General features: G+C 62.6%; 19 protein-coding genes. 5 read left to right on the plus strand and 14 right to left on the minus strand.

Annotated features, from left to right (window positions below; translation table 11 throughout):
- Positions 1-11 precede the first annotated feature (11 nt).
- From alaS to DWB85_RS09775, 4 genes are all read right to left on the minus strand, one after another.
- Positions 12-2,612, minus strand: a complete 2,601-nt coding sequence (gene alaS / locus DWB85_RS09760; RefSeq protein WP_117954051.1) for an alanine--tRNA ligase — start codon at positions 2,610-2,612, stop codon at positions 12-14.
- A 32-nt stretch (positions 2,613-2,644) separates the two neighbouring features.
- Positions 2,645-2,992, minus strand: a complete 348-nt coding sequence (locus DWB85_RS09765; RefSeq protein WP_117954052.1) for a histidine triad nucleotide-binding protein — start codon at positions 2,990-2,992, stop codon at positions 2,645-2,647.
- A gap of 4 nt (positions 2,993-2,996) precedes the next feature.
- Complete coding sequence (locus DWB85_RS09770; protein ID WP_117954053.1) at positions 2,997-3,182, minus strand: Trm112 family protein; 186 nt, start codon at positions 3,180-3,182, stop codon at positions 2,997-2,999.
- 74 nt (positions 3,183-3,256) lie between these two features.
- Entirely contained in the window at positions 3,257-4,090 is an 834-nt protein-coding gene (locus tag DWB85_RS09775) for a M23 family metallopeptidase (RefSeq protein WP_117954054.1), read from the minus strand.
- Positions 4,091-4,256: 166 nt separating this feature from the next.
- Between DWB85_RS09775 and greB the strand changes: the two genes are divergently transcribed.
- Both greB and DWB85_RS09785 read left to right on the plus strand, forming a co-directional pair.
- On the plus strand, positions 4,257-4,754 hold the full coding sequence (gene greB / locus DWB85_RS09780; RefSeq protein WP_117954055.1) for a transcription elongation factor GreB: 498 nt from the start codon (positions 4,257-4,259) through the stop codon (positions 4,752-4,754).
- A 62-nt stretch (positions 4,755-4,816) separates the two neighbouring features.
- A complete protein-coding gene (locus tag DWB85_RS09785; protein ID WP_117954056.1) occupies positions 4,817-6,121 on the plus strand; it encodes a spinster family MFS transporter in 1,305 nt (434 codons plus the stop codon).
- Positions 6,122-6,149: 28 nt separating this feature from the next.
- On the opposite strand, the gene DWB85_RS09790 is transcribed toward DWB85_RS09785, so the two are convergent.
- Both DWB85_RS09790 and DWB85_RS09795 read right to left on the minus strand, forming a co-directional pair.
- A complete protein-coding gene (locus DWB85_RS09790) occupies positions 6,150-8,267 on the minus strand; it encodes a TonB-dependent receptor family protein (RefSeq protein WP_117954057.1) in 2,118 nt (705 codons plus the stop codon).
- 172 nt (positions 8,268-8,439) lie between these two features.
- The gene (locus tag DWB85_RS09795; RefSeq protein WP_117954249.1) at positions 8,440-9,624 is read right to left on the minus strand and encodes a hydroxymethylglutaryl-CoA reductase; all 1,185 of its coding nucleotides are present in this window, start codon (positions 9,622-9,624) and stop codon (positions 8,440-8,442) included.
- 213 nt (positions 9,625-9,837) lie between these two features.
- Here DWB85_RS09795 and DWB85_RS09800 point away from each other — a divergent pair, with 213 nt between their 5' ends.
- Both DWB85_RS09800 and DWB85_RS09805 read left to right on the plus strand, forming a co-directional pair.
- The gene (locus tag DWB85_RS09800; protein ID WP_117954058.1) at positions 9,838-10,467 is read left to right on the plus strand and encodes a hypothetical protein; all 630 of its coding nucleotides are present in this window, start codon (positions 9,838-9,840) and stop codon (positions 10,465-10,467) included.
- A gap of 70 nt (positions 10,468-10,537) precedes the next feature.
- A complete protein-coding gene (locus DWB85_RS09805; protein WP_117954059.1) occupies positions 10,538-11,353 on the plus strand; it encodes a sterol desaturase family protein in 816 nt (271 codons plus the stop codon).
- 63 nt (positions 11,354-11,416) lie between these two features.
- Here DWB85_RS09805 and DWB85_RS09810 read toward each other — a convergent pair whose 3' ends face one another.
- From DWB85_RS09810 to DWB85_RS09825, 4 genes are all read right to left on the minus strand, one after another.
- Positions 11,417-12,175: an enoyl-CoA hydratase gene (locus DWB85_RS09810; RefSeq protein ID WP_117954060.1), complete on the minus strand. Its 759-nt coding sequence runs from the start codon at positions 12,173-12,175 to the stop codon at positions 11,417-11,419.
- Positions 12,176-12,254: 79 nt separating this feature from the next.
- Positions 12,255-13,361: a zinc-binding dehydrogenase gene (locus tag DWB85_RS09815; RefSeq protein WP_117954061.1), complete on the minus strand. Its 1,107-nt coding sequence runs from the start codon at positions 13,359-13,361 to the stop codon at positions 12,255-12,257.
- Between the two features lie 47 nt (positions 13,362-13,408).
- Positions 13,409-14,383 (minus strand): NAD(P)H-dependent flavin oxidoreductase, encoded by a 975-nt coding sequence (locus tag DWB85_RS09820; protein WP_117954062.1) that lies wholly within the window; start codon positions 14,381-14,383, stop codon positions 13,409-13,411.
- Positions 14,384-14,519: 136 nt separating this feature from the next.
- Positions 14,520-15,107, minus strand: coding sequence for a uracil-DNA glycosylase family protein (locus tag DWB85_RS09825; protein ID WP_117954063.1), 588 nt, complete (start codon positions 15,105-15,107; stop codon positions 14,520-14,522).
- 110 nt (positions 15,108-15,217) lie between these two features.
- Between DWB85_RS09825 and gcvP the strand changes: the two genes are divergently transcribed.
- The gene (gene gcvP / locus DWB85_RS09830; protein WP_117954064.1) at positions 15,218-18,115 is read left to right on the plus strand and encodes an aminomethyl-transferring glycine dehydrogenase; all 2,898 of its coding nucleotides are present in this window, start codon (positions 15,218-15,220) and stop codon (positions 18,113-18,115) included.
- Positions 18,116-18,231: 116 nt separating this feature from the next.
- On the opposite strand, the gene DWB85_RS09835 is transcribed toward gcvP, so the two are convergent.
- From DWB85_RS09835 to DWB85_RS09850, 4 genes are all read right to left on the minus strand, one after another.
- Positions 18,232-18,507 (minus strand): helix-turn-helix domain-containing protein, encoded by a 276-nt coding sequence (locus DWB85_RS09835; protein ID WP_117954251.1) that lies wholly within the window; start codon positions 18,505-18,507, stop codon positions 18,232-18,234.
- A gap of 13 nt (positions 18,508-18,520) precedes the next feature.
- Entirely contained in the window at positions 18,521-19,900 is a 1,380-nt protein-coding gene (locus tag DWB85_RS09840) for a type II toxin-antitoxin system HipA family toxin (protein ID WP_205422708.1), read from the minus strand.
- A gap of 199 nt (positions 19,901-20,099) precedes the next feature.
- Positions 20,100-22,316 carry a tetratricopeptide repeat protein gene (locus DWB85_RS09845; RefSeq protein ID WP_133300599.1) on the minus strand — a complete coding sequence of 739 codons (2,217 nt, stop codon included), beginning with the start codon at positions 22,314-22,316 and terminating at the stop codon, positions 20,100-20,102.
- A 129-nt stretch (positions 22,317-22,445) separates the two neighbouring features.
- Positions 22,446-23,282, minus strand: coding sequence for a universal stress protein (locus DWB85_RS09850; RefSeq protein WP_117954067.1), 837 nt, complete (start codon positions 23,280-23,282; stop codon positions 22,446-22,448).
- Positions 23,283-23,389: the final 107 nt, after the last annotated feature.

The following is a 23,389-nucleotide window of genomic DNA, read 5'->3' on the forward strand; positions in this document are numbered from 1 at the left end:
GCCGGGAGACTTCAGGAGAGCTGGGACTGGACCCATCCGGGCACATCCTTCAGTACCTCTGGCAGGGCCTGCACATCGCTGCCGCCGCCCTGGGCCATATCGGGGCGGCCGCCGCCCTTGCCGCCCAGCCGGGTGGCAAACTCGCGCATCAGGTCGCCGGCCTTGACCCGGTCAGTGAGGTCTTTGGTCACACCGGCAGCGAGCGCCACCTTGTCGTCGTTGACCGCGGCCAGCAGGATGACCGCCGAGCCCAGTTTATTCTTGACCTGGTCGAGCACCTCGCGCAGGGATTTGGCGTCGGCCCCCTCCACGTTGGCGGCCAGCACCTTGAAGCCGCCTACATCGACGGCGTCCGCGGTGAGGTCGCTGCCGGCACCGGTAGCCAGCTTCTGCTTCAGCCGGGCGATTTCTTTCTCCAGCTCGCGGTTTTCCGCCCGCAGCCCCGCCACCTTGTCGGCGACGTTGTCGACAGTGCCCTTGACCACCTCGCAGACTGCGGCCAGCTGCTGTTCACTGGCGTCGATCAGCGCCAGGGCGCCGGCCCCGGTGACGCCCTCGATCCGGCGGATGCCGGCGGCCACGCCTGACTCGGCGGTGATGCGCAGCAGGCCAATGTCACCGGTGCGAGCCGCGTGGGTGCCGCCGCACAGCTCTACCGAGAAGTTGTCCTCGCCCATGGCCAGCACGCGCACCTCATCGCCGTACTTCTCACCGAACAGGGCCATGGCGCCGGCGTCCATCGCTTCCTCCATGGACATCAGGCGGGTACTGACCTCGGTGTTGGCCCGCACCTGCTCGTTGACCAGGTGCTCGATCTGGCGCAGTTCCTCCGCGCTGACCGCCTCGAAGTGGGAGAAGTCGAAACGCAGGCGCTGGGAATCCACCAGCGAGCCCTTCTGCTGTACGTGATCGCCCAGCACCCTGCGCAGCGCCGCGTGCAGCAGGTGGGTGGCGGAGTGATTGAGCCGGGTGCGCTGGCGCAGGGAAGCGTCCACCTGCGTGGCCAGCACGTCGCCCTTGCTGACGCTGCCCTGCAGCACTTTCACGTGGTGCAGGTGCTGGTCAGAGGCCTTGGTGGTGTCGGTGACTTCCAGCTTCACACCGCTCGCGGTCAGGTAACCGGTGTCGCCCACCTGGCCGCCGGACTCGCCGTAAAACGGGGTATTGGACAGGACCACTATGCCGGTCTCGTCGGTGGCCAGGCTGTCTACCTGCTGGCCGTCCCTGAGCAGCGCCGTGACCGTACCCTCGCCGTGGGTGCTGTCGTAGCCAGTAAACTCGGTATGCCCTTCCAGCTTGAGGATGTCGTTGTAGTCCACCTTGAAGCTGCCGCCCTCCTGGGAGCGGGAGCGCTGTTCAGCCATGGCGGCGTCGTAACCGTCCATGTCCAGGCGCAGGCCGCGCTCGCGGGCGATGTCGTTGGTCAGGTCCACCGGGAACCCATAGGTGTCGTACAGCTTGAACACCACATCGCCGGGGATCTCCTCCCCCGCCAGGCCGTCCAGCGCCTCCTCGAGAATCACCATGCCCTTGTCCAGGGTCTTGGCGAACTGCTCCTCCTCGGTGAGCAGGGCCTTCTCGATCTGCGGCTGCAGCTTGACCAGTTCCGGGTAGGCGGCGCCCATTTCCTGCGCCAGGGTGGCCACAAGTTTATGGAAGAAGGGGGCGCTGGCGCCCAGCTTGTTGCCGTGGCGGATGGCGCGGCGAATAATACGCCGCAGCACATAGCCGCGGCCCTCGTTGCCTGGCAACACCCCGTCGGCCACCAGGAAGGCGCAGGAACGGATATGGTCGGCAATCACCCGCAGCGATTTGTGCTCCAGGTCGTCGACCTGCAGCAGGCCGGCGGCCGCGGTGATCAGGGCCTGGAACAGATCGATTTCATAGTTGCTGTGAACCTTCTGCATCACCGCGGCGATGCGCTCCAGGCCCATGCCGGTATCCACCGACGGCGCCGGCAGCGGATTCATGTTGCCCTCGGCATCGCGGTTGTACTGCATGAACACCAGGTTCCAGATCTCGATGTAGCGATCCAGGTCGTCGTCGGGGTTGCCGGGGGGACCGCCGGGCACATCCGGGCCGTGGTCATAGAAGATTTCCGAGCAGGGACCACAGGGACCGGTATCGCCCATCTGCCAGAAATTGTCCTCGTCCAGGCGGGAGATGCGCTCCCGGGGAAAACCGATTTCGTTGACCCAGATTTCCTCCGCCTCGTCATCGGAGATGTGGCAGGTCACCCACAGGCGCTCTGGCGGCAGGCCCAGGGTGCCGGTAAGGAAGTCCCAGGCAAACTGGATGGCGTCTTGCTTGAAGTAGTCGCCAAAACTGAAGTTGCCCAGCATTTCGAAGAAGGTGTGGTGGCGCGCGGTGTAACCGACGTTTTCCAGGTCGTTGTGCTTGCCGCCGGCGCGCACGCAGCGCTGGCTGCTGGTGGCGCGCACGTAAGGACGCGGGTCGTTGCCCAGGAAGGTGTCCTTGAACTGGTTCATGCCGGCATTGGTAAACAGCAGGGTAGGATCGTTAGCCGGCACCAGCGAGCTGGATTCCACCCGGGTGTGCTGCTGTTGCTCAAAAAAATCCAGGAACGCTTCGCGTATCTCTACGGTCTTCATAGTCGGTCTCGTTGAATTGGGACTGGCGGGACTCAGCCCGCCATGTGCCCTTCGGCAAACTTCCTGCCGGCAATAATATGCAGGTGCAGGTGGAACACGGTCTGGCCGGCGCCCTCACCGTTGTTGACAATCAGCCGAAAGGCGTCCTGCACCCCCAGCTGCCCGGCGATTTTACCTGCCGCCAGCAGCAGATGGCCCAGCAATTCCTGGTCTTCGGCGCCGGCGTCAACCAGCCGCGGAATGGCTTTTTTGGGGATAACCAGCACGTGCACCGGCGCCTGGGGCGCGATGTCGTTGATGGCGACGCAGTGCTCGTCCTCGTAGATAAACTCGGCGGGAATCTCACCGGCGATGATTTTGCCAAATATGGTGTCAGCCATCGCCCTAACCCAGCTTCTCGTCGGCGGTGAGCTGCCGGGCTTCCGATTCCAGCATGACCGGAATACCGTCGCGCACCGGGTAGGCCAGGCCAGAGGCCTTGCACACCAGCTCGTCTTTTTCCTGGTCGTATTCCAGCGGCGCCTTGCTCACCGGGCACACCAGGATGCTGAGTAACTTCTTGTCGATCATCGCCATCTCACGGGATAAAAACGGAGCAACATTATACGGGCTTTCACCCTCCTTGGCATAGTGGTGAGGGGGCCTCAGCCCTCGCTGCCGGCGGGATCGGCCATCGGCGGTACCAGCAGTTGCGGGTCGACCCGCTCCCGGCGCCAGCTCATGCGCCAGTCGAGGTGGGGGCCGGTGGCGCGGCCGGTAGCGCCCACCTCGCCGATCAGGTCACCGGTACGGATCTCCTGCCCGACCTCCACGTGGACCTTGCTCATGTGCAGGAAGGAGGAGGACAGGCCGTAGCCGTGATCGAGGATTACCGTGCCGCCGGAAAAGAACAGGTCAGGCTCGGCCAGGGTCACCACCCCCGCGCTGGGCGCATGCACCGGGGTGCCGGTGGGCACGGCCACATCGACGCCGTAATGGGGGTTTTTGGGGGTACCGTTGTAAATCCGCTGGCTGCCGTAGACGCCGGAAATACGCCCCCGGGCGGGCCACTCAAAGCCAGCCAGGGCGTTCAGCAGCAGGTCCGGGCGCTGCAGGCGCTGGCCCTTGGCCGCGCCCACCAGGGCCTGCTCCCGGCGGATCCGCGCCAGGTGCTCCTCGGAAGGGGTGACGGTTTTTTGCGGCACCCCCTCCACCCGCGAGATGCGGTACTCGCGGGACTTTATTTCCAGCGCCTGGGTGCAGGGCTGTGGGCCGGTCACTACCAGTTCCGCCCGGGGTCCGGCATCGCGGCCAAACGCGGCCACGAAGGTACCGTTTTCCAGCACATCCAGGGCCTGGCCGTCGAGGGTGGCGCTGCTGCCCGGCGGCACATCCCCCCACACCAGGCCGCCCTGCATCAGATTGCCCTCCAGCTGGGGGCAGTTGGCCATGGCCTGGCCGGCGACAAGGGTAAGACAGGCGAGCATTATTCGCGCCATGAAAAGCTCCAGATTTGCGAGGTTGGGGGCAAATTATCCCCCGCCCGGCGCGCGCGGGCAACGATCTGCCGGGCAGCGATCTGCCGGGCAACGATCTGCCGGGCAACGATCTGCCGGGCAACGATTTGCCGATGACACCGCCGCCCGGCCCTTTTAGAATGCTGCCATGGGAAGATACAGACCACCGCGGCAGCGCGGCTCACGCTACATCACGCCGGAGGGCGAGGCCGCCCTGCGCGCGGAACTGCACCAGCTGTGGAAGATAGAGCGCCCCCAGGTGACATGCACGGTCCACGAGGCGGCCAAGAACGGCGACCGCTCCGAGAACGGCGACTATATTTACGGCAAGCGCCGGCTGCGGGAGATCGATTCCCGGGTTCGCTTCCTCAACAAACGACTGGACGAACTGGAGGTGGTGGACCGGGCGCCAGACGATCCCAGCAGGGTACGTTTCGGCGCCTGGGTAACGCTGGAAGATGAAAACGGCGAGGAGCAACGCTGGCGCATTGTCGGGCCGGATGAGTTCGACCTGAAAGCGGGCAAGCTGAGCATGGATTCGCCCATGGCCCGTTCGCTGTTGGGCAAGGGCCTGGATGACGAGGTGGTAGTACGCAGTCCGTCGGGGGAACAGGTGTTTTATGTGGTGGGGGTGGAGTACGCGTGATGGATCCCGGCTTGCGCCGGGATGACAAACTGCGGTAACTGAAAGGTTTTCCCGGAGACAAGTTGAATAACAATAGTAACGCACCCGGCGCCGGGTACGCGCTGTTCGTCCTGCTACTGGCCTATATACTTTCGTTCATTGATCGCAACGTCATGGCGGTGCTGATCGGCCCCATCCGCCAGCAGTTCGATATCTCTGACTTCCAGTACAGCCTGCTCCACGGCTTCGCTTTTTCCATGTTCTACATCGTCCTCGGGCTGCCCATCGCCAGGCTGGCGGACCGGCACAATCGCAAATGGATCATCACCGTCGGGGTACTGCTGTGGAGCGTGATGACCTGCCTGTGCGGGCTGGCGAAGAGTTTTACCACCCTGTTTCTCGCCCGCATTGGCGTCGGTGTCGGCGAGGCCGCCCTGTCACCTCCGGCCTATTCCCTGCTGGCGGATTTTTTCAGTCCGGACAAGCTGCCCCGGGCAATGGCGGTCTATACCCTGGGAATCACCCTGGGGGGCGGTCTGGCCTACATTGTCGGTGGCGCGGTGTACCAGCACTTCGAGGCCGCCGGCGGCGTCACCCTGCCCCTGCTCGGCCACATCCAGTCCTGGCAGATGACGTTTATCGCGGTAGGCTTGCCGGGGGTGATTGTCGTGGCCCTGCTCGGTGCCATGCGCGAACCGGCCCGTGGCGCGACCGCCGGGATGACCGTGCAAACGCAGCATGCGGACCTTGCCGCCATCGGCAGCCAGCTGCGGCGCCACTGGCGCGCCTATCTCGGACTGATCGGTTCCATGTCGCTGCTGGCCATCCTGGGCTACGGCACCATGGCCTGGTTTCCGGAATTCATGATGCGCAGTTTCGGCGCGGACCGGGCCACCGTGGGCAGCCAATTCGGCACCCTGTTCATCATCGCCGGCAGTCTTGGCACCCTGGCCGGGGGCTGGAGTGTGCAGCCGCTCAGTGAGCGCGGCTACCGGGACGCGCCCCTGCGGGTGGTGATGATCTGCGCGCTGCTGTGGCTGCTGCCGGCCACAGCCGGCCCCCTGTCGCCCTCGCCGGGGCTGGCGATGCTCGCCGCGGCGCCAATCATTTTCTTTCTCAACGCCTACTTCGGTGTTGGCATCGCCGGGGTCCAGCTGATCACCCCGCCGCAGATGCGCGCCCAGATCTCGGCGCTGATGCTGTTTTCCACCAACCTGTTTGGCCTGGCCTTCGGTCCCAGCGCGGTCGCGCTGATCACCGATTTCGTGTTTGCCGACGACCTGGCCCTTCGCTACTCGCTGGCGATACTGCCGCCGGTGTTGTGCACCCTGGCGGCAGGCCTCGCCTGGCAGGGCCTGAAGGACTACCGGGTGGCGGCCGGCCACTGACCGGGCCGCCGGGCCCAGCGGGCCGGGGTCAGAAGTTCCACTGCACACCCACCGAGGCGGTGAGGGGCTTGTTGGGACGGGCGCCGTCCGGCTGACGGGAGACGATGGCGCGCTCGTCAAACAGGTTTTCCACCTTCAGGTACACGGTGCCGTCATCGCTCAGCGCGTAGCGGCTGATCAGGTCCACCACCAGCAAGTCCTCGCTTTCATCGAAGGCACTGCCGCCCTCGCAGCCGATGCTCATGCACATTTCATCGAGGTACTTGACCACCGCGTAGTTGTCCCAGCCGTGGGAGCCAACCAGGCCCAGGCGCAGGCTGAAGATATTCTCCGGGATGGACGCCAGGCGATCGCCGTCTTCAAAGCCCTCTTCCGGGTTGTCCTTGCTGATCTCGGCATCGGTGTAGGTGTACATCAGGTCCAGCGGCATCGTGTAGCTGCCCAGTTCCAGGCTGGTGCCCGCCTGCAGTTCCACCCCCGAGATCACCGCCTCGCCGGTGGTAAAGGAACCGGAGGTGGCGCCATTGCTGCAGGGATTGGCGTTGGAACAGTTCTCTGACTTGTTGTCGAAATCGCTGTAGAAGCCCACCGCCTCGACAAACCACTGGCCACGGTAGCGGACACCGGCTTCGTAGTTAGTGCTGGTTTCCGGGTCCTCATACGCCCGGGCGCCGCCCCCCAGGGGCGAAAAGCCCTTGTGCACGCCGGCCAGTACCTGCCAGTTGTCATTCAGGTCGTAGGTGAAGGAGGCGCCGGGCAGCCACTCATCGCTGTCGTTGCTGCGGGTGCTGTCCAGTTCGCTGCGCTGCGGGTCGGCGTACTGGCGGCGGGAGGATTCGACATCTTCGTAGCGCAGGGCCAGGTTCAGGTTCAGGGCATCGCTTACGTCCCAGCTGTCCACCAGCCACAGGGCCGTGGCATCCGCCTGTTCCAGGCGGTTGTCGCTGCCGGTGGGTTCCTTTATGCCGTCGAAGACCAGTTCGCCATCCACCTGGTTGTAGTATTCAACCGGCTGGAAGCGATCCATCTCGTCCTCGTGGACGCGGCCACCCAGGGCCAGCTGGTGTCTGCCAAGGGTCCAGTCGACGTTCAGCTCAATGCCTTTCGATTCGTACTCCCGGTTATTGTGCTTGTACTGCAGGCCGTCCACATCGACAGTGCCGTCGAGTATGCCCTGGGCAATCGCGTCGCCCTTATTGGCGGCGGACACATAGTTGCCGCCACCGCTGAGCTTGAACCAGTCGCGGGCGAACTTGTTGTAGTAGCCGGTGGCGCTCAGGCTCAGCTTGTCGCTGAGGTCCAGGCGATACACCAGGCTGTAACCCTCGTGGTCATTGTCCATCTCGTCCAGTTCCGACAAGCCGTAACGCCGGTCGGCATCGCGATCGAAATCGGCATCAGTCAGCCCCAGGTAGGTCTCGTCCGATACTTCCTCGGAGTACTGGGCCTTGAACAGCAGGCTCTGGCGCTCGGTTTCCCAGGCCAGCTTCACCAGGTAGTCGCTGATATCGTAGCCGGTGTCGCCGCCGGAACGGTCGATGTCCTTGAAGCCATCGCTGCGGCGCTGGGCGGTTTCCACCAGGAAGCCGACGTTGCCACTGCGCGCCCCGTAGTTGGCCAGCAGGTCCGCTTCACCGTGCTGGCCGTAGGCAAATTGCAGGCTGCCGGCGGATTCACGGGGAATGGGGGTAGAGATCATATTGACCACCCCGCCGGTGGTCTGCGGGCCATAGCGCAACAGCGGCGCCCCCTTGAGCACTTCCACGCTGTGCATGCGGCTCATGGTGGGAAAATAGTAGGCGGCGGGGTTGGAATAAGGTGCCGGCGCTATCATCACCCCGTCTTCCATCAAAGTGATCTTCGATGAACGCTCGGCGGTGGCACCGCGAATACCGATATTCGGCCGCAGGCCATAGCCATCCTCTTCCTGAATATAGGTGCCGGGAACCGTTTTCAGCAGCTGGTTGATATCCCGGGCCGCCTCGATGTCGATTTGCTCGATGCCGATCACCGACCCGGTGCCGGCCAGCTCCCTGGCCGCATCCCTGGAGCCGATGATGGTTACTTCTTCCAGTTCACCATCGAGTCCGTGGGCGGTGTTGGCCACGGCAGCCGCAATCGCGACGGCAAGCACTTGCTTCTTCATTTGGAATGTTTCCCCTATTCGCCTGGTGTCAGAGACCTGGAATGATAATAGGAAACATTCCTAGTTACAATACAAATGCTAATTATTCTCATTACTGTTACTGGCGAAAGCCTGTAGCGGCAGCACCCTGCCCCCGACCGGGGCTGCCGCTCACGTCGAGACGGAAGCGGGCCTAGCGATTGCGTCCCAGGGTCTCGTGGGCATCCACCCACTCATTCTTGCCGGTCTCCTTGTCGCGGCGGGTGGCCGCGCCCAGGGAGAGCTCGCCGGCGACCACGGTAGCCGCGGCGATTTCCAGCAGCTTGTGGGCCTTGCCTTTGCCGTAGCAGCCCATCAGTTCCAGGCATTCACGCTGGGTAGCCAGGCCCGTGCCGCCGCCATAGGTGGCCATCACCAGGGCCGGCAGGGTGATCGAGAAGTACAGGTCACCCCGGCGGTCCACGTAGGTGTACACCGTGCTCTGGGCGGCCTCGCCGACACAGGCCGCATCCTGCCCGGTGGCGATATACAGTGCCGCCAGCCCGTTCACCGGGTGCGCCGCATTGCTGGAAGAGCCGGCGATGTAGGAACTCATCAGGCTGATGGCCTGGCCGTAGGCCATCTGCTCCGGAGTGATTCGCAGGACGCTCTGCAGCACGCCCCTGGGGATGGTCAGCTCGGCAGTTACCCGGCGCCCCCGGGTACCGAGTGAATTGACCGCGGAGGGCTTTTTCTCGGTGTCGAAGTTGCTGGACAGCATATAGTGCCGCAACTGGGGATAGTGCTTGCTGATCCACTCGCAGGCGACATAGGTGGCGCGCCCGGTCATATTCTGCCCCGCCGCATCCCCGGTACTGTAATTGAAGCGGGTGTTGACCCAGTTGTGGTACACGTAGCTTTCGATCTCCAGCAGTTTGCCCACCGAGGTGGTGGCTTCCGCCTGCGCCTTGACCTCGGCAAAGTGCTCCCGCAGCCAGAGGGAGAAGTCCCGCGCCTCCCGGCCATTGCGAAACACAAAGGCCGGCGCCCGCTGCATGGCCTCGCCGCACACGGTGGTGGTGACGCCGCCACTCTCGCGTATGACCCGCATGCCGCGGTTATAACTGGCGATGAGGGTGCCCTCGATAGTCGCCAGGGGCACATAGAACTCCCCCTGGGCGTGCTCGCCGTTGACCAGCAGGGGCCCCGCCACCCCGATAGGCACCTGGGCTACCCCGAACAGGTGCTCACAGTTGCCGTCCATGCTCTGGGGATCAAAGCTGAAGCGGCGGGTATGATCCAGGGAGGCGCCGGTTTTCTGCGCCAGGAACTGCTGGCGCTCGGCGATGATGTCGGCCGTGAAATCATTGTCATTACTGCGGGGAATCTTGCTACTCATGTCATTATTGTCCTGTTCAGCCTCAAGCATTCGGCCTGACACTTTAACATCCGGCTATCCGAGAGCGGCAAGCCCGGCGTAATGGGGCGCCGGGCGCGCTTCGTTACGGGCAGGGCACTGTTTTCTGGTCATTTTTCCTGCCGCCTTGACGAGTGAGGGTCTTAGCGGCTACGGTTGCCCCGTAACATTCTGACAATAAAAGGCAGGGACGCAATGAAAAAACTCTTAGCAGTGGCCACCACTGGCCTCGGATTTACCTCCAACGCTTTCGCCGGAGTGGTCGGCTTTTCAACCATCCAGATCAACTGGAGCGCTGGGGCCGCCGCGAGTGCCCAGCCCGTTCCGACCCTGGGCACTTATGGCGCCATCATGCTGGCGATACTGCTGGCGCTAGCCGCATACCGGCTGTCACGCAAGGGCGGTGCCCTGGTTCGTGCCGCCGCACCGCTGGCAACCCTGGGCCTCGCCGCCGGCTTGCTGTTCAGCACCGACAACCCGATAGCGGGAATAGCGATGGTACCGGCCATTGAGGGCAACAGCAGCGAGGGCTCGCAGAGCTACACGGCAAACGAGTTCGACCCGCCCCCCTGCTTTATCAACAATAGCGGCCAGCCGGTGACCGTTACCTATACCTTTGTGGATGGTGCAGGACCGGGCGGCGAACCTATCACGGCCGAGACCTGCACCTTCGACTATTACTGCCAGGATGGTGAAGGCGAGGGCGAGCCCAACGTAGCGCTGGACGGCGCCAGCGTGCCGAGTGATGGCCAGCCCTACGCCACCGCCTATTGCAGCGAAATATTCGGCGAGGGCCCCGGAGGAGAAGGGAACCAGCCCGGCTGATTGAACCCTATTTGCCCCGCCCCGCCGCTACCCTGCGGGGCGCATCCCTTTTACCCACACTCACGGCACCATGATTGAAGCCGCCCCCACCCCCCTCATTGATACCACCCTGGTGACCCTGGCCGCGCTCACGCTTGGCATGGTGCTGGAGATGTTCCGTCCGCTGCGCACCAGCGTGGTCGATCTGCGCCGCTGGCTGAATAACGGAGGCCTTGCCCTGTTGACCTACCTGAGCAACCATCTGCTGGGCACCTTGATCGCCGGCGCCCTGGTCTACCGGGTCGGCCCCATTTCCAGCCTGGGCCTCTCGGCCCAGCCCCTGTGGTTGCAGCTGGCGGTAACCTTTATCCTGTTTGAACTCGCTCGCTACGCGATCCACGTTGCCATGCACAAGGTGCCCCTGCTGTGGCGGATTCACGCGGTGCATCACGCCGACAATGAGATGGATATTTCCACCGCCTTCAGGCACCACCCCATCGAGGGGGCATTGAGCGCACTACCGCTGGCCGGCCTGGTGTTGCTGCTCTCCGCCGCGCCCGCTGCCCTGCTCGCCTATCGCGCCTGTGACCTGGTGATGGCGGTATTGACCCACACCAACGTCGCCGTACCCAGGCGCCTGGAGGGGCTGCTGCGTTTTCTGCTGGTGACACCGGCCTTCCACCGCACCCACCACATGGCCGAGCAGCGCTTCACCGACTCCAACTACGGTTTATCCGTGCCCTGGTTCGACTATCTGTTTGGCACCTACCAGCAGACCACCGAGGCGCAGCAGCAACAGGCCGCCATCGGCCTGGATACCCACACCGCGAATGAGCAGCGCCTGGACGGTATGCTCATCGCCCCTTTCGTCACGCGCCGGGCGACTGAATCCACAAGCGATTCCTGACGCCGGGCGGCAAGCGCATGGCAGCTCGCCCCCGACGCTACTATCGCCGGGATAATGTGCCTGTCAGCGGTTGCTTTTTTTCACCTGGCCCAGGCGCTCCGCCATCACCGATACATCCTGCGCTGCATTGAAGGGACGGGAGCGTTCATCCTCGATCGCCAGCCCCTGCGCCAGCGTTGTCTGCCAGCCATCGTTGACCAGCTTCCTGATGCCGGACACCGCGGCCGTTTGGTTGCCGGCAATCTGCCGGGCTGTAGCCAGGGTTTCCTGGAGCAGGGTTTCGGCGCTGCACACCTTGTTCACCAGTCCCCAGTCCAGCGCTGTCTGCGCGTCGATCAGGGCGCCGGCCAGGCTCATCTCCCGCGCCCGGTTGATGCCGACAATCCGCGACAGTTTCTGCGACATGCCCCAGGTGGGCATTAGCCCGACCCTGGCGTGGGTATCGCCAAAGCGGGCATTGTCGGCGGCATACAAAAAGTCACAGTGGAGCGCGAGTTCCAGCCCGCCGGTGACCGCCACCCCGTTGATGGCTCCGACCAGTGGTTTACTGCAGGCGCTGAACACCGCCTGCAATTCATCATCGTCCGCCAGCACATCGTCGCCCGCGCTCAGTTCCTTGAGATCCACCCCGGCGCAAAATGCCTTTCCGGCCCCGGTCATGACAATGGCTCTGACCGTGTCGTCAGCCTCCGCCTGCCTCATTGCGGCCACCAGGCCGTCCACCAGTGCCCTGGAAATGGCATTGTAGCTCTGGGGGCGGTTGAGGGTGATCAGCATGACCCCCTCGGAGAGTTCAGTTAAAACGGCTTGTTGCGCGGACATGCGGACTCTTCCCTCTGGTGGATCGGCGGAGCAGAGGCCCGCCGGCGGCAGGACCCTCTTTGCGGCTGACAGTCAGCCACTAGGCGTGGGGCGTCACGAGATACTTCTCACCGGTCTTCATTGCCCGGTATTCAAGCACGGCTTCCCGCGTGAGCATCTCCTCCAGCGTCACCCGGCGCTTGTAGGCACTGGCGAAGGTGCTGGTCAGCCCCGCCAGCACGCGCTGGCGCATGCGCACCACGGTTTCCATGCCCGCCGCCTGCAGGAAGGGGGTCAGCAGCCAGCCGGAGAGGGTCCAGCCGAAGCCATAGGCCGGGGTCAGGATGGTCGGGCTGACATCGAGACGGCCGTAAATGTACATCTTTTTCGGCTGGTCAGAGCCATAGCGGGAATACTCGCTCATCTTGCTCACCGCCACCTGCTCCATGGCCCGGAAACAGGTGTCGGCCATCTGCCCGCCGCCAATGGGATCAAAGCCCAGGTAGGCGCCGGTGTCGGCAATGGCGCTGCGCAACTGGTCGAGGAAATCATCCTCGGCAGAGTTGACCACGTACTGGGCGCCCAGGCCGCGCAGCAGTTCCACATGCTCGGCCTTGCGCACGATATTCACCAGCGGGATATCGTCTTCCTGGCAAATCCTGATCAGCATCTGCCCGAGATTGGACGCGGCGGCGGTGTGGATGATTGCTCCCTGCCCTTCCATTTTCGCGGTTTCAACGAAGCCCAGGGCCGTCATCGGGTTGACGAAAGCCGAGGCACCCTGCTCTGCACTGAGCTCACCCAGCGGCAAACACATAGTGGCATCGGCCAGACAGTACTGCGCATAGGCCGTGCCCGGCACACAGGCAACCCGCTGGCCGACCAGCGCCTGTGCCGCTTCGCCCTCGCCCGCCGCGACCACGGTGCCAGCACCCTCGTTGCCCACGGGCAAGCGCAGGCCGTGACGACCTTGCTGCGCCCTGTTGAAAGGTTCCGGCATGTCAGCGACAAATTTACCGGCTGAGTACTCGGCGTTTTCCAGGTCGGCCCCGTTGGTCAGCAGGGCGAGATCAGAAGGATTGATCGGGGCCGCTTCCATTCTCACCAGCACCTGGTTGCCAGTAGGGTCTGCAAAGCTGGTTTCCACCAGTTCCACGGTCAGTTTGCCGTCGGCGAGTGTGCTGAATAACTGTTTTCCACTGGTCATAATTGGTCTCCTCTCGATAGTTATCGGCTAGTTGGTCTGCAGCGTCACTACAGCATACTAGTCAGGCGCTCACGAATCACTGACTCACATTCAGCCACCATCCGCTGGATGAGTTCCTCACAGCTGGGGATGTCATCGATCAGGCCCATCACCTGCCCCACCGTCCAGACACCGTCGTCGATATCCCCGGCCTCGATACAGCGCTCCCGGCCACGGGCCCCGGATACCAGCGGCTGAAGCTCGGAAAAGTCGGTATCGCCGGGCTGGGCCTCAATGCGAACGACCTCTTCTGAAATACTGTTCCTGAATACCCGGGCGGTATTGCGCAGTGAGCGGAACATCAGCGTTGTCTGCCGCTCGTCCCCCTCCACCATGGCCTTCTTCATGTTTTCATGCACCGGCGCTTCCCGGGTGGCCACGAAACGCGAGCCCATATTGACCGCCTCGGCGCCCAGGGCGAATGCGGCGGCCATCTGGCTGCCGGTGCCGATACCGCCCGAGGCCACCATCGGAATACTCAGCCGGGAAGCTGCCAGCGGCAGGAGAACCAGGTTGGTAATATCATCCTCTCCCGGGTGGCCGGCGCACTCAAAGCCATCGACGCTTACCGCCGCGCAACCAATGCTCTGGGCTTTCAGCGAGTGGCGCACCGAGGTGCATTTGTGAATAACCTTGATGCCGGCCTCGTTGAACATCGGCATAAAATTCTCGGGGCTGCGGCCGGCGGTTTCAATCACCTTGATACCACAATCCACCGCGACCCGGGCATACTCCTCGTAGGGCGGCGGCTTGATTGCCGGGAGAATTGTGAGGTTGACCCCGAACGGTTTATCGGTCATCTCCCGGCAGCGGGCAATTTCCTTTGCCAGGTCTTCCGGGCTCGGCTGGGTCAGGGCGGTGATGATACCCAGCCCGCCGGCATTGGACACAGCGGCGGCAAGCTCTGCCTTGCCTACCCACATCATGCCACCCTGGATAATGGGGTGCTCGATACCGAGCATCTCGGTGATACGCGTTTTCATTCCGGGACTCCTGGGTCCAAAACCATCGGGGAGCGCAGTATCAACCAGTAAATCGCAGCCGGGCAATGATGTCAGCGCACTTGAAAATAGACCGGAACTGACCCTCAGGACTGGCGTGGACCCATTCAGCGGGCAACTACAGGAGGCCGGCAACACGGCGGCGCAGCTCCGGCACCACCTCCTGCTCGAACCAGGGATTGCGACGTAACCACAGGGTATTGCGCGGCGAGGGGTGCGGCGTGGGGATGAACCGGGGGCCGAAGTCGCGCCAGCGGCGCACCCGCGCGGTGAGGGTTTCACGGCTTTTGCCCAGGTAGTGGCCCTGGGCATAGCTGCCCACCAGTAACACCAGCTCCACCTCCGGCATCAGCGACAGCAGCCGTTCATGCCACAAGCGGGCACACTCCGGCCGCGGCGGCAGGTCGCCGGACTTGCCTCTACCGGGGTAGCAGAAGCCCATGGGCACGATGGCGATGCGCGACTCATCGTAAAACGCCGCTTGGTCCAGCCCCAGCCAGTCGCGCAGCCGGTCGCCACTGGGGTCGTTCCAGGGAATGCCCGTGGCGTGAACGCGGGTGCCGGGGGCCTGGCCGATGATCAACAGACGGGCGGAAGCGCTGGCGCGCAATACCGGATTGGCGCCCAGGGGAAGTTCCGGCTCGCAGTGGTGGCAGCTGCGGATATCCGCCAGCAGGTCGTGAAGTTGTACAGTTTCAGGGGGCATGGGAGCTTCTATGTGACCTCTGCAATTGTTGGCTCGGGGCGTCGGGGCTGGTAAAATCTCGCCCGTCACCAAGCCCCACATTACACCCTTTTCTCCCCGCCGGAGCACCTATGAGCCGCCCGTCCCTGTTTGATCTGGAAAACCACACTGATTTTATCCGGCGCCACATCGGCCCCACCGCGGCACAACAGCAGGAAATGGCCCGGGCGCTGGGCTACGACAGCCTCGATGCGCTGATCGATGACACCGTACCGGCGGCCATTCGCCGCCAGACTCCCATGGACCTGCCCGGGGCCAAAACCGAGCAGGCGGTGATTGAGCACCTGCGCGCCCTGGCCCGGCAGAACGTGGTCAACAAGTCCTACATCGGCACCGGCTACCACGACACCTACACGCCCGCCGTCATCCAGCGCAACGTACTGGAAAACCCGGGCTGGTACACCGCCTACACCCCCTACCAGCCGGAGATATCCCAGGGCCGACTGGAGGCACTGCTGAGCTACCAGCAGATGATCATGGACCTCACCGGCATGGACCTGGCCAACGCCTCCATGCTGGACGAGGGCACCGCCGCGGCGGAGGCCATGACCCTGCTGCAGCGGGTCAACAAGAAGAACCGCTCGCGGGTGTTTATCGTCGCCGAGGACTGCCACCCGCAGACCATTGCCGTGGTCAGGACCCGGGCCGACGTACTGGATATCGAGGTGCTGGTCGGCGACCCGGAGCAGCTGCTGGCGGACAACGAGGCCTTTGGCCTGCTGCTGCAGTACCCCGGCACCCACGGGCAGCTGCGGGATGTGACGCCACTGATTGCAACAGCCCACGAGGCCCAGACCCTGGTGACCGTGGCGGCGGACATCATGGCCCTGCTGCTGGTGAAATCCCCGGGCGAACTGGGGGCCGACGTGGTAGTGGGCAACAGCCAGCGCTTCGGCGTGCCGATGGGCTTTGGCGGGCCCCACGCGGCCTTCTTCGCCACCCGCGAGGCCTACAAGCGCTCCACCCCGGGGCGCATTATCGGCGTTTCCATAGACCGCCGCGGCAACCAGGCCCTGCGCATGGCCATGCAGACCCGGGAGCAGCACATCCGCCGGGAGAAGGCCACCAGCAACATCTGCACCGCCCAGGCGCTGCTCGCCATCATGGCGACCTTCTACGCCATGTATCACGGGCCACAGGGCCTGCGCCGGATCGCCAGGCGTATCCACCGACTGACCGCCATTTTCGCCGAGGGTATGAAGAATCTTGGTTTCACCGTCGAAAACTCACACTTCTTCGATACCCTGACCTTCGATGTCGGTGCCGGGCAACAGGCCATCGTCGACCGCGCCCTGGCCGCCGGCGTCAACCTGCGCATTATCGACGGTGGCCGCCTCGGCGTCTCTCTCGACGAAACCACCGGCCCCGCTGACGTGGAGGCACTGTGGCGTATTTTCAGCGGCCAGGACGAGGTACCCGCGGCCGCGGAACTGGATGCCGCCATTACCAACCATCCGGGCATTCCGGGGCATCTGTACCGGGAGATGGACTACCTGCAGCACCCGCTGTTCAACGACTACCATTCGGAAACCGAGATGCTGCGCTACATGCGCTACCTGGAGGACAAGGACATCGCCCTCAACCGGGCCATGATTCCCCTGGGCAGCTGTACCATGAAACTCAACGCCACCACCGAGATGCTGCCGGTGACCTGGCCCGAGTTTGCCGGCCTGCACCCCTTCGCGCCCGCCGACCAGACCCGGGGCTACCAGGCCATGCTGGCCGAGCTTGACCACATGCTGCTGGAAGCCACCGGCTACGACGCCATTTCCATGCAGCCCAACGCCGGCTCCCAGGGTGAGTACGCCGGCCTGCTGGCGATCATGCGCTACCACCAGAGCCGCGGCGACCACCAGCGCAAGGTGTGCCTGATCCCCTCCTCCGCCCACGGCACCAACCCTGCCTCCGCCGCCCTGGCGGGTATGAAAGTTGTGATCGTCGAGTGCGACGCGCACGGCAACGTGGACATGGACGACCTGAAGCTGAAGGCCGCGCGCCACACCGGGGACCTGGCCGCTATCATGGTCACCTATCCCTCCACCCACGGGGTGTTCGAGGAATCCATCATCGAATTGTGCGAGGTGGTGCACCAGCACGGCGGCCAGGTTTACGTGGACGGGGCCAACCTCAACGCCCTGGTGGGCATTGCTGCGCCCGGCAAGTTCGGCGCCGACGTCTCCCACCTCAACCTGCACAAGACTTTCTGCATTCCCCACGGCGGCGGCGGCCCCGGCATGGGCCCCATAGGCGTGGGCGCCCACCTGCAGCCCTTCCTGCCCACCAACCCGGTTGCCCCGGTGCCCGGCCTGGACGCCGGCAACGACGTGGTCTCGGCAACGCCTTATGGCAGCGCCTCCATCCTGCCGATTTCCTGGGCCTACATCGCGCTGATGGGTGGCGAGGGCCTGGTGGAAGCGACCAGGGTGGCGATTCTCAACGCCAACTACATCGCCCACCGGCTGAAGGATCACTACCCCATCCTCTACACCGGCACCACCGGCAACGTCGCCCACGAGTGCATCGTCGACATTCGCCCGCTGAAAGAGGCCTCCGGGGTCACCGAGGAAGATATCGCCAAGCGGCTGATCGACTACGGTTTCCACGCCCCCACCATGAGCTTCCCGGTGGCGGGCACGCTGATGGTGGAGCCCACCGAGTCCGAGTCCCTGTTCGAACTGGACCGCTTCTGTGATGCGCTGATTGCCATCAGGCGGGAGATCGACGCGGTGCAGGAAGGCAGGCTGGACGCCAAAGACAACCCTCTGGCCAACGCGCCCCACACCCTGGCTGATGTGGCCGCCAGCGACTGGGATCATCCCTACTCCCGGGAGCAGGCCGCCTACCCGGTGGAGTCCCTGCGCCGCTACAAGTACTGGGCGCCGGTGAACCGGGTGGACAATGTCTACGGCGACCGCAACCTCTACTGCGCCTGCCCGGCGATTGATTCCTACCGGGAGGAGGTCGAGTAGTTGTAGGCCACCCAACTGCCCGGTAGTTGCTACCAGGCAGTTGGTAATCTGGGCTCGGGGTTTTGGCCATCAAACCCGTCGTACCCTGGACCGTTTTGAGCAGTGACCAGAATTTCCTAGCCTTCTCCACGCTTTTTCGGGACAAAACCTGCTTCATAGCCAAAAGGTCGGCCGATCTTGTTCAACGTTTCAATAGTTGGATTCCCTTGACCACGTTCGATATTCATTAAGATGCGTGGTGACACTCCAGCTACTTTCTTTGCGTAGTCTTTCTGGTTCATACCTACGATTTTTCGCATACGTCGAGTGGCCTCGGCGATCGTGACGCGACCTTCCTCTATATCGCGCTTCAACTCAATTTTCAGTTCAGTTGTATTCTCCGGACGCTTCATCAGCATATCCCATTTAACCCAGTGCTTTAAGCAGCGCGCTGTGGCGCTCAATTGCCGGCTTTCTATTCTCGATAATTTCGACATCCACTCCAGCATCAATCATGATCCGGGGCAATTGCTCGACGACTTCACCAAATTGAGTAAGTGACTTGTTCAGATCATCTTTCGGCACGCATTCAGGCATTGCATCAATGATCCGGCTCCAGTCTGGTTCCCCGACTTTCTCCTGGTCACCTTCCCAGCGACAAGCTCTGGGAATTCCCTCTGGATCAAGATACATTGGGGCAAAATCGAATAATGGCGTCAACGTGACGGTTCCATTCTCATAGCGAAAGACGGCTGTATTCCGTGAATGATTATCCTTGTTGCCCAATACAACGTTAACAACATCCCGCTTGATGTACTCCACTATGCACTCTTGCGGATTAGTCGCATACCTGGCCAGTGCCTCACACAGGGTGTTATGCGATGGAGAGCCACCATACTCAACGCCATATTTGGCAATTCCAGCTAAAGAAGAAAGGCTTTCCATTCCGATTCGATCAACGGTGCCATCTTCATTGACGATCCGATCAAAGCGTGGAATCAGCAAGGTATCCTGAGACCAGGTAAGTTCTGCATGTACTTCCAACCCCAGAGCGTTGGCCACAGTCATGTAAGCCGCTTCGTTACGGAGTATCTGCTTGTCTGCCGCACTCCTGCCTCGAGGAAACTTGATAAGCCAGTGTGAGGCCACCTGCTTGTCGGTCAACGCACCTTCGGCGTGCCACATTCCCCTGGCGTCCTGAACCATCAAGAACTTGGGAGCAACCCCCTGGACATCCGATGCGCCAGCTGTCTGGGCACCATTCTGGAACGCATACTCGATGAAGTACTCTTGCCGGGCATAAATCTCTTCCAGGGCAAACCCGGGATGTTCTGGTAGCTGGACAATGTCGCCGTCAGCTTTGGGCACATCAATATCATCTCGTTGAGCAGCAACGGCCTCACGGATTCGAAGATTTCCAGGCGGAGAAGCGGCGCCATGCAGGAGCAGGGGCCAATCGGCTGCATGGCCATCCTTGATATCGAGGCGTTCCAGCCAATGTATACGGCCAGCACCACTGGGTAATATATCCAACAAGAAAGCTGGCCAGGTTGATTCATCATGCAGGTCAAAATCCACCGGGTAACGACAGCTTACGCCCGCAGCAGCGGCTACCGCTCGATCTATGTGGGCAGCGGCATAATCAATGATGTACTCAAATCGGCAGACCCCGTTGTGCCCCGTGTCGGTGTCGGTGTCGGTGTCGGTGTCGGTGTCGGTGTCGGTGTCGGTGTCGGACGGTACAATGGTCGCCGCAGACTGCCACTGATTAGCTCGATAGACTTCTATTGTCGCTTGCCTGATCATGAACACCCCACTAATGGGCCACTATACTAGCCACTTTAACAGCCTGGCGCAATTTTTTGGATCACTATAGTGCATTTTATTAGCTTCGGCTGCTTCTATTGGCTGGCTTTGGGGCTGTAGTGTCACTGGCAATATAAGAGCCGCCTGAAGCGATGTGCCGCGCCCTTGCTACCGGCAGACGGCGGAGTAGAAACCCGCTTCAGGGGTCAGTGGCTGTCGGGTACCGGCCAATACGGTTCAGGTAGTCCCGGTGGAATTCCGCCAGCGTCATATCGGCATTACGCAGGCGCTCCAGTTCGGCCAGCTGGTACTGGTAGTTTTTCTCCATGCCAGCGACCAGTTCGGCAAATCGCGGCTTATCGTGCAGAGGCCATAAGGCGGCGCCCGCGGACCCCATGTGACGGCCGCCCCAGTAGCCCTCGTCTACCATGCCCTGCAACAGGTCCAGTGCTTTTTCTTCCTCGCCGCTGAAGGTGGCGAGATTCACCAGATCTATTTTCAGGTTGCCGCTGTGCAGCGGGCTCGCCTGGGCGAGCTCCGCGGCCAGGGCCTGACGTACTTCCTCGGCCTCAGGCCGCTCCTGGCGGAGTAATACCGAGAGCAACAGCTCCGCCATCCAGCTGCGGAATGATGAGCTGATTTTTCGATCGTTGTCGACCCAGCCCTGCCACAACAGGGTCTCAGCCGCGTCGTACCGCCCCGCAACCATATGGGTCATCACTGAATTCAGTTGATCGAAAAAATTATCGCTGTCTGCCAGTTGCTGCTGCAACAGCAGCGTCTCCGCCGCTTCGCCATCCCCCTGCAGGGCCAGTGCAAGCGGTTCGAAGCTGCTGCCGGCGATAAGGGGATGTGAGTACAGGCCTGCGCGCAGCATACTCAGCGCCTCCCAGTTCGCTGACACCGGCCCCGCCGATACGGCTTCCTCGTTCCGTGACACTTCGATCAGGTAAATTTCCCGTGCCAGGTCATTGCGGTCCGCGTAAAGATGGATCTCGGCATTATATGCCTGGCTGGCATTGATCGAGTACATGCGTTCCAGCGCCGAAAAGGCCGCATGGTCCTCGCCGCTCAGGCCGTAAAGGTGGATAAGATCCCACAGCACCATTGGATGCAGGGGATCAATCAGGCGCGCTCTTTCCAGCAGCTGGAGCGCCTCCTCGGGGCGGCCATTACCGGAGAGCAGATTACCCAGGCCAAGGGTTGCCCCCACATTCTGCGGATCCAGTTCCAGTGCCTTGCGGTACCACTGTTCTGCGGCATCGTAGTTACCCATCCGCCACTGCAGACGACCCATGGCGTGATGCGCCATCGGGTCCTGGGGGTCAAGTTCGAGCGCCCTGTCAATATTCGCGACAGCGGCTTCCCGCGCTGTCTCAACCGCCACATCGCCGCCAAATGCGCTGGAGGACGTCAGCCAGCTCATCGCCAGCCAGGACCAGCCCGGGGCATAGTCGGGCGCGGCGCGGGTGACCTCGGCAAACTGTTCGCGCAGCTGGGGCATGCTCTCCAGCGCCTCGTCATAATACTGCTTCTTGGCCAGGGCCAGCTGCTCAAACACCTCGGGAGAGATCAGGCTTTCTAGCTGCGACGCCGACGCCTGCTCCACCGCCAGGTGCGGCATCATCGCCCGCATGATGTGATTGGCAATATCGTCCTGCACCTCGAAATAGTCGTCCAGGGGCCGGTCATACTTGCTTGACCACAGATGGGCGCTGTCGCTGGCGCGGATTAGCTGGGCCACCACCCGGATGGTATTGCCGGCGCGCTGGATGGACCCCTCCAGCACCGCGTCCACATTGAGCGCTTCAGCCACTTCGCTGATGGTCGGGTCCTTGTCGCGAAAGTAAAACGAGGAGGTGCGCGCCGCTACCCGCAGCTCCTCGATGGCCGCCAGCTGGTTGAGAATTTCCTCCGCCAGGCCATCACCGAAAAACTGGTTTTCGCGGTCGGAACTCATATTGACGAAGGGCAGCACGGCGATAGATTCCAGTTGCTCTTCAAGCGCTGCCGGCTCCGCCGGCGCGGCAGTGACTGGCACCTCGGGTGTCGCCGCCTGGTCGCCGCTGAACAAGCCCTGTCTGTCTACCAGCAGAATGACGATAGCGGCGGCCATCAGGCCAAAGGTCACCCGGGTCAACCAGCGGCCCGTCGCCGTGGTTACCGACTCTTCCGGGCTGACATCTTCAGTGCGCTTGATGCCATCCGGCGTCATTTCAAAGGCCCAGGCGAACAGCAACGCAAAGGGCAGGCCGATCACGCCAAACCAGGTCACCACGGTGAGCGTCCAGTCGGGCAGGCGCAGGGCGGGAGCGACAGTATCGGTTATCTGGATGACGAGCCAGCCCAGCACGCAGTAGGCAACGCCCACGCGAAACACGTTCCTGCGTTTGAGCTCAGTAAAAAAAGTCGCCACTCTCACCCCAGGCCGACATCACGGCTGACCCGGGTAGTAAAGCAGATAGCCCGGATGGACTCAATGTGTACGTCAGTTGCTACACCCCGAGCGCCGCCCGCGCATAGTCCAGCGCTGGGAGCGGCGAGCTCAGTTAATCACCAGCACGTCCGCAGCTGTCTGGTCGAGCACCTTCTCGGCGGTATTGCCGATAAGCCGCGCCTTGATACCGTCACGGCCCACCGTACCGATAATGATCAGGTCCACCTCGATGCGTTCGGCCAGCTTGCTAATAGCCGGCGCGGCGGATCCCGTGAGCGCATGCACGTGCTCCGGTGGTGCGCCACAGGTAGTGGCGAACTCTTCGATATCCGGCGGGTGGTTGACCTCGCCATAGACTGTATCGATGTCCGGCGGCTGGTTGACGTCCTTACAGACTGTGACGAAATGACAGTCGGAGCCGTAGGCCTCGGTAACGTTCTGGGCAAAGCTGATGATGAGGTGATTCAGCTTGATATGGGCCGTGTTGGTCGACTCGCTGTTTACCGCCGCCAGCACGCGCCGGTGACTCCAGTCGCGATTATTTTTTACCAGCAGTACCGGACAGGGTGAGAGCCGCAACAGGGTATAGTCCGAGGTCGGTCTGAGCCCCCGCTGCACTTCACTGTGCTCAAAGGAATTCTTGAAAATCATCGAGGCAGAACAGCGGGCCGCAGCCCGCAGGGCCGCCTGGCTCCAGTCATCGCCCTGCTCCACTTCCTGCACCGCTTCGATACCGGCGTCCTGGCAGCGCATCAGCAACACCTCCATCCGTTCGCCCATTACCGTGAGACCGGCATCGACAGATGCACCGGCCTCGGTACCGGTGATGCAAGCATAGAGGTGCAAGCGGGTACCGGTCATCTGGGCGGACTGGAACGCGCGTTCGAATGCCGGCTGGTTGGTTAGCGTCGGATCGATTATGACAAATATTTTATTCAGCACCATAAAACTGTGCACACCTGCAGGAACGTGGAGGCGCCAGTGTGCTACCTGGGCGGGAAAAGAGACTTGACCCGGATCAATGTTGTGAAAGAGCGAACAACCAGCCCCCG

The sequence above is a fragment of the Seongchinamella sediminis genome (genome assembly GCF_003457605.1).
Classification (GTDB): Bacteria; Pseudomonadota; Gammaproteobacteria; order Pseudomonadales; family Halieaceae; genus Halioglobus; species Halioglobus sediminis.

Excerpts from the sequence above, each read along its gene's own strand:
- alaS (WP_117954051.1), bottom strand. The coding sequence starts at position 2,612 with ATGAAGACCGTAGAGATACGCGAAGCGTTCCTGGATTTTTTTGAGCAA.
- DWB85_RS09765 (WP_117954052.1), bottom strand. The coding sequence starts at position 2,992 with ATGGCTGACACCATATTTGGCAAAATCATCGCCGGTGAGATTCCCGCC.
- DWB85_RS09770 (WP_117954053.1), bottom strand. The coding sequence starts at position 3,182 with ATGATCGACAAGAAGTTACTCAGCATCCTGGTGTGCCCGGTGAGCAAG.
- DWB85_RS09775 (WP_117954054.1), bottom strand. The coding sequence starts at position 4,090 with ATGGCGCGAATAATGCTCGCCTGTCTTACCCTTGTCGCCGGCCAGGCC.
- greB (WP_117954055.1), top strand. The coding sequence starts at position 4,257 with ATGGGAAGATACAGACCACCGCGGCAGCGCGGCTCACGCTACATCACG.
- DWB85_RS09790 (WP_117954057.1), bottom strand. The coding sequence starts at position 8,267 with ATGAAGAAGCAAGTGCTTGCCGTCGCGATTGCGGCTGCCGTGGCCAAC.
- DWB85_RS09795 (WP_117954249.1), bottom strand. The coding sequence starts at position 9,624 with ATGAGTAGCAAGATTCCCCGCAGTAATGACAATGATTTCACGGCCGAC.
- DWB85_RS09800 (WP_117954058.1), top strand. The coding sequence starts at position 9,838 with ATGAAAAAACTCTTAGCAGTGGCCACCACTGGCCTCGGATTTACCTCC.
- DWB85_RS09805 (WP_117954059.1), top strand. The coding sequence starts at position 10,538 with ATGATTGAAGCCGCCCCCACCCCCCTCATTGATACCACCCTGGTGACC.
- DWB85_RS09810 (WP_117954060.1), bottom strand. The coding sequence starts at position 12,175 with ATGTCCGCGCAACAAGCCGTTTTAACTGAACTCTCCGAGGGGGTCATG.
- DWB85_RS09815 (WP_117954061.1), bottom strand. The coding sequence starts at position 13,361 with ATGACCAGTGGAAAACAGTTATTCAGCACACTCGCCGACGGCAAACTG.
- DWB85_RS09820 (WP_117954062.1), bottom strand. The coding sequence starts at position 14,383 with ATGAAAACGCGTATCACCGAGATGCTCGGTATCGAGCACCCCATTATC.
- DWB85_RS09825 (WP_117954063.1), bottom strand. The coding sequence starts at position 15,107 with ATGCCCCCTGAAACTGTACAACTTCACGACCTGCTGGCGGATATCCGC.
- gcvP (WP_117954064.1), top strand. The coding sequence starts at position 15,218 with ATGAGCCGCCCGTCCCTGTTTGATCTGGAAAACCACACTGATTTTATC.
- DWB85_RS09835 (WP_117954251.1), bottom strand. The coding sequence starts at position 18,507 with ATGAAGCGTCCGGAGAATACAACTGAACTGAAAATTGAGTTGAAGCGC.
- DWB85_RS09840 (WP_205422708.1), bottom strand. The coding sequence starts at position 19,900 with ATGATCAGGCAAGCGACAATAGAAGTCTATCGAGCTAATCAGTGGCAG.
- DWB85_RS09850 (WP_117954067.1), bottom strand. The coding sequence starts at position 23,282 with ATGGTGCTGAATAAAATATTTGTCATAATCGATCCGACGCTAACCAAC.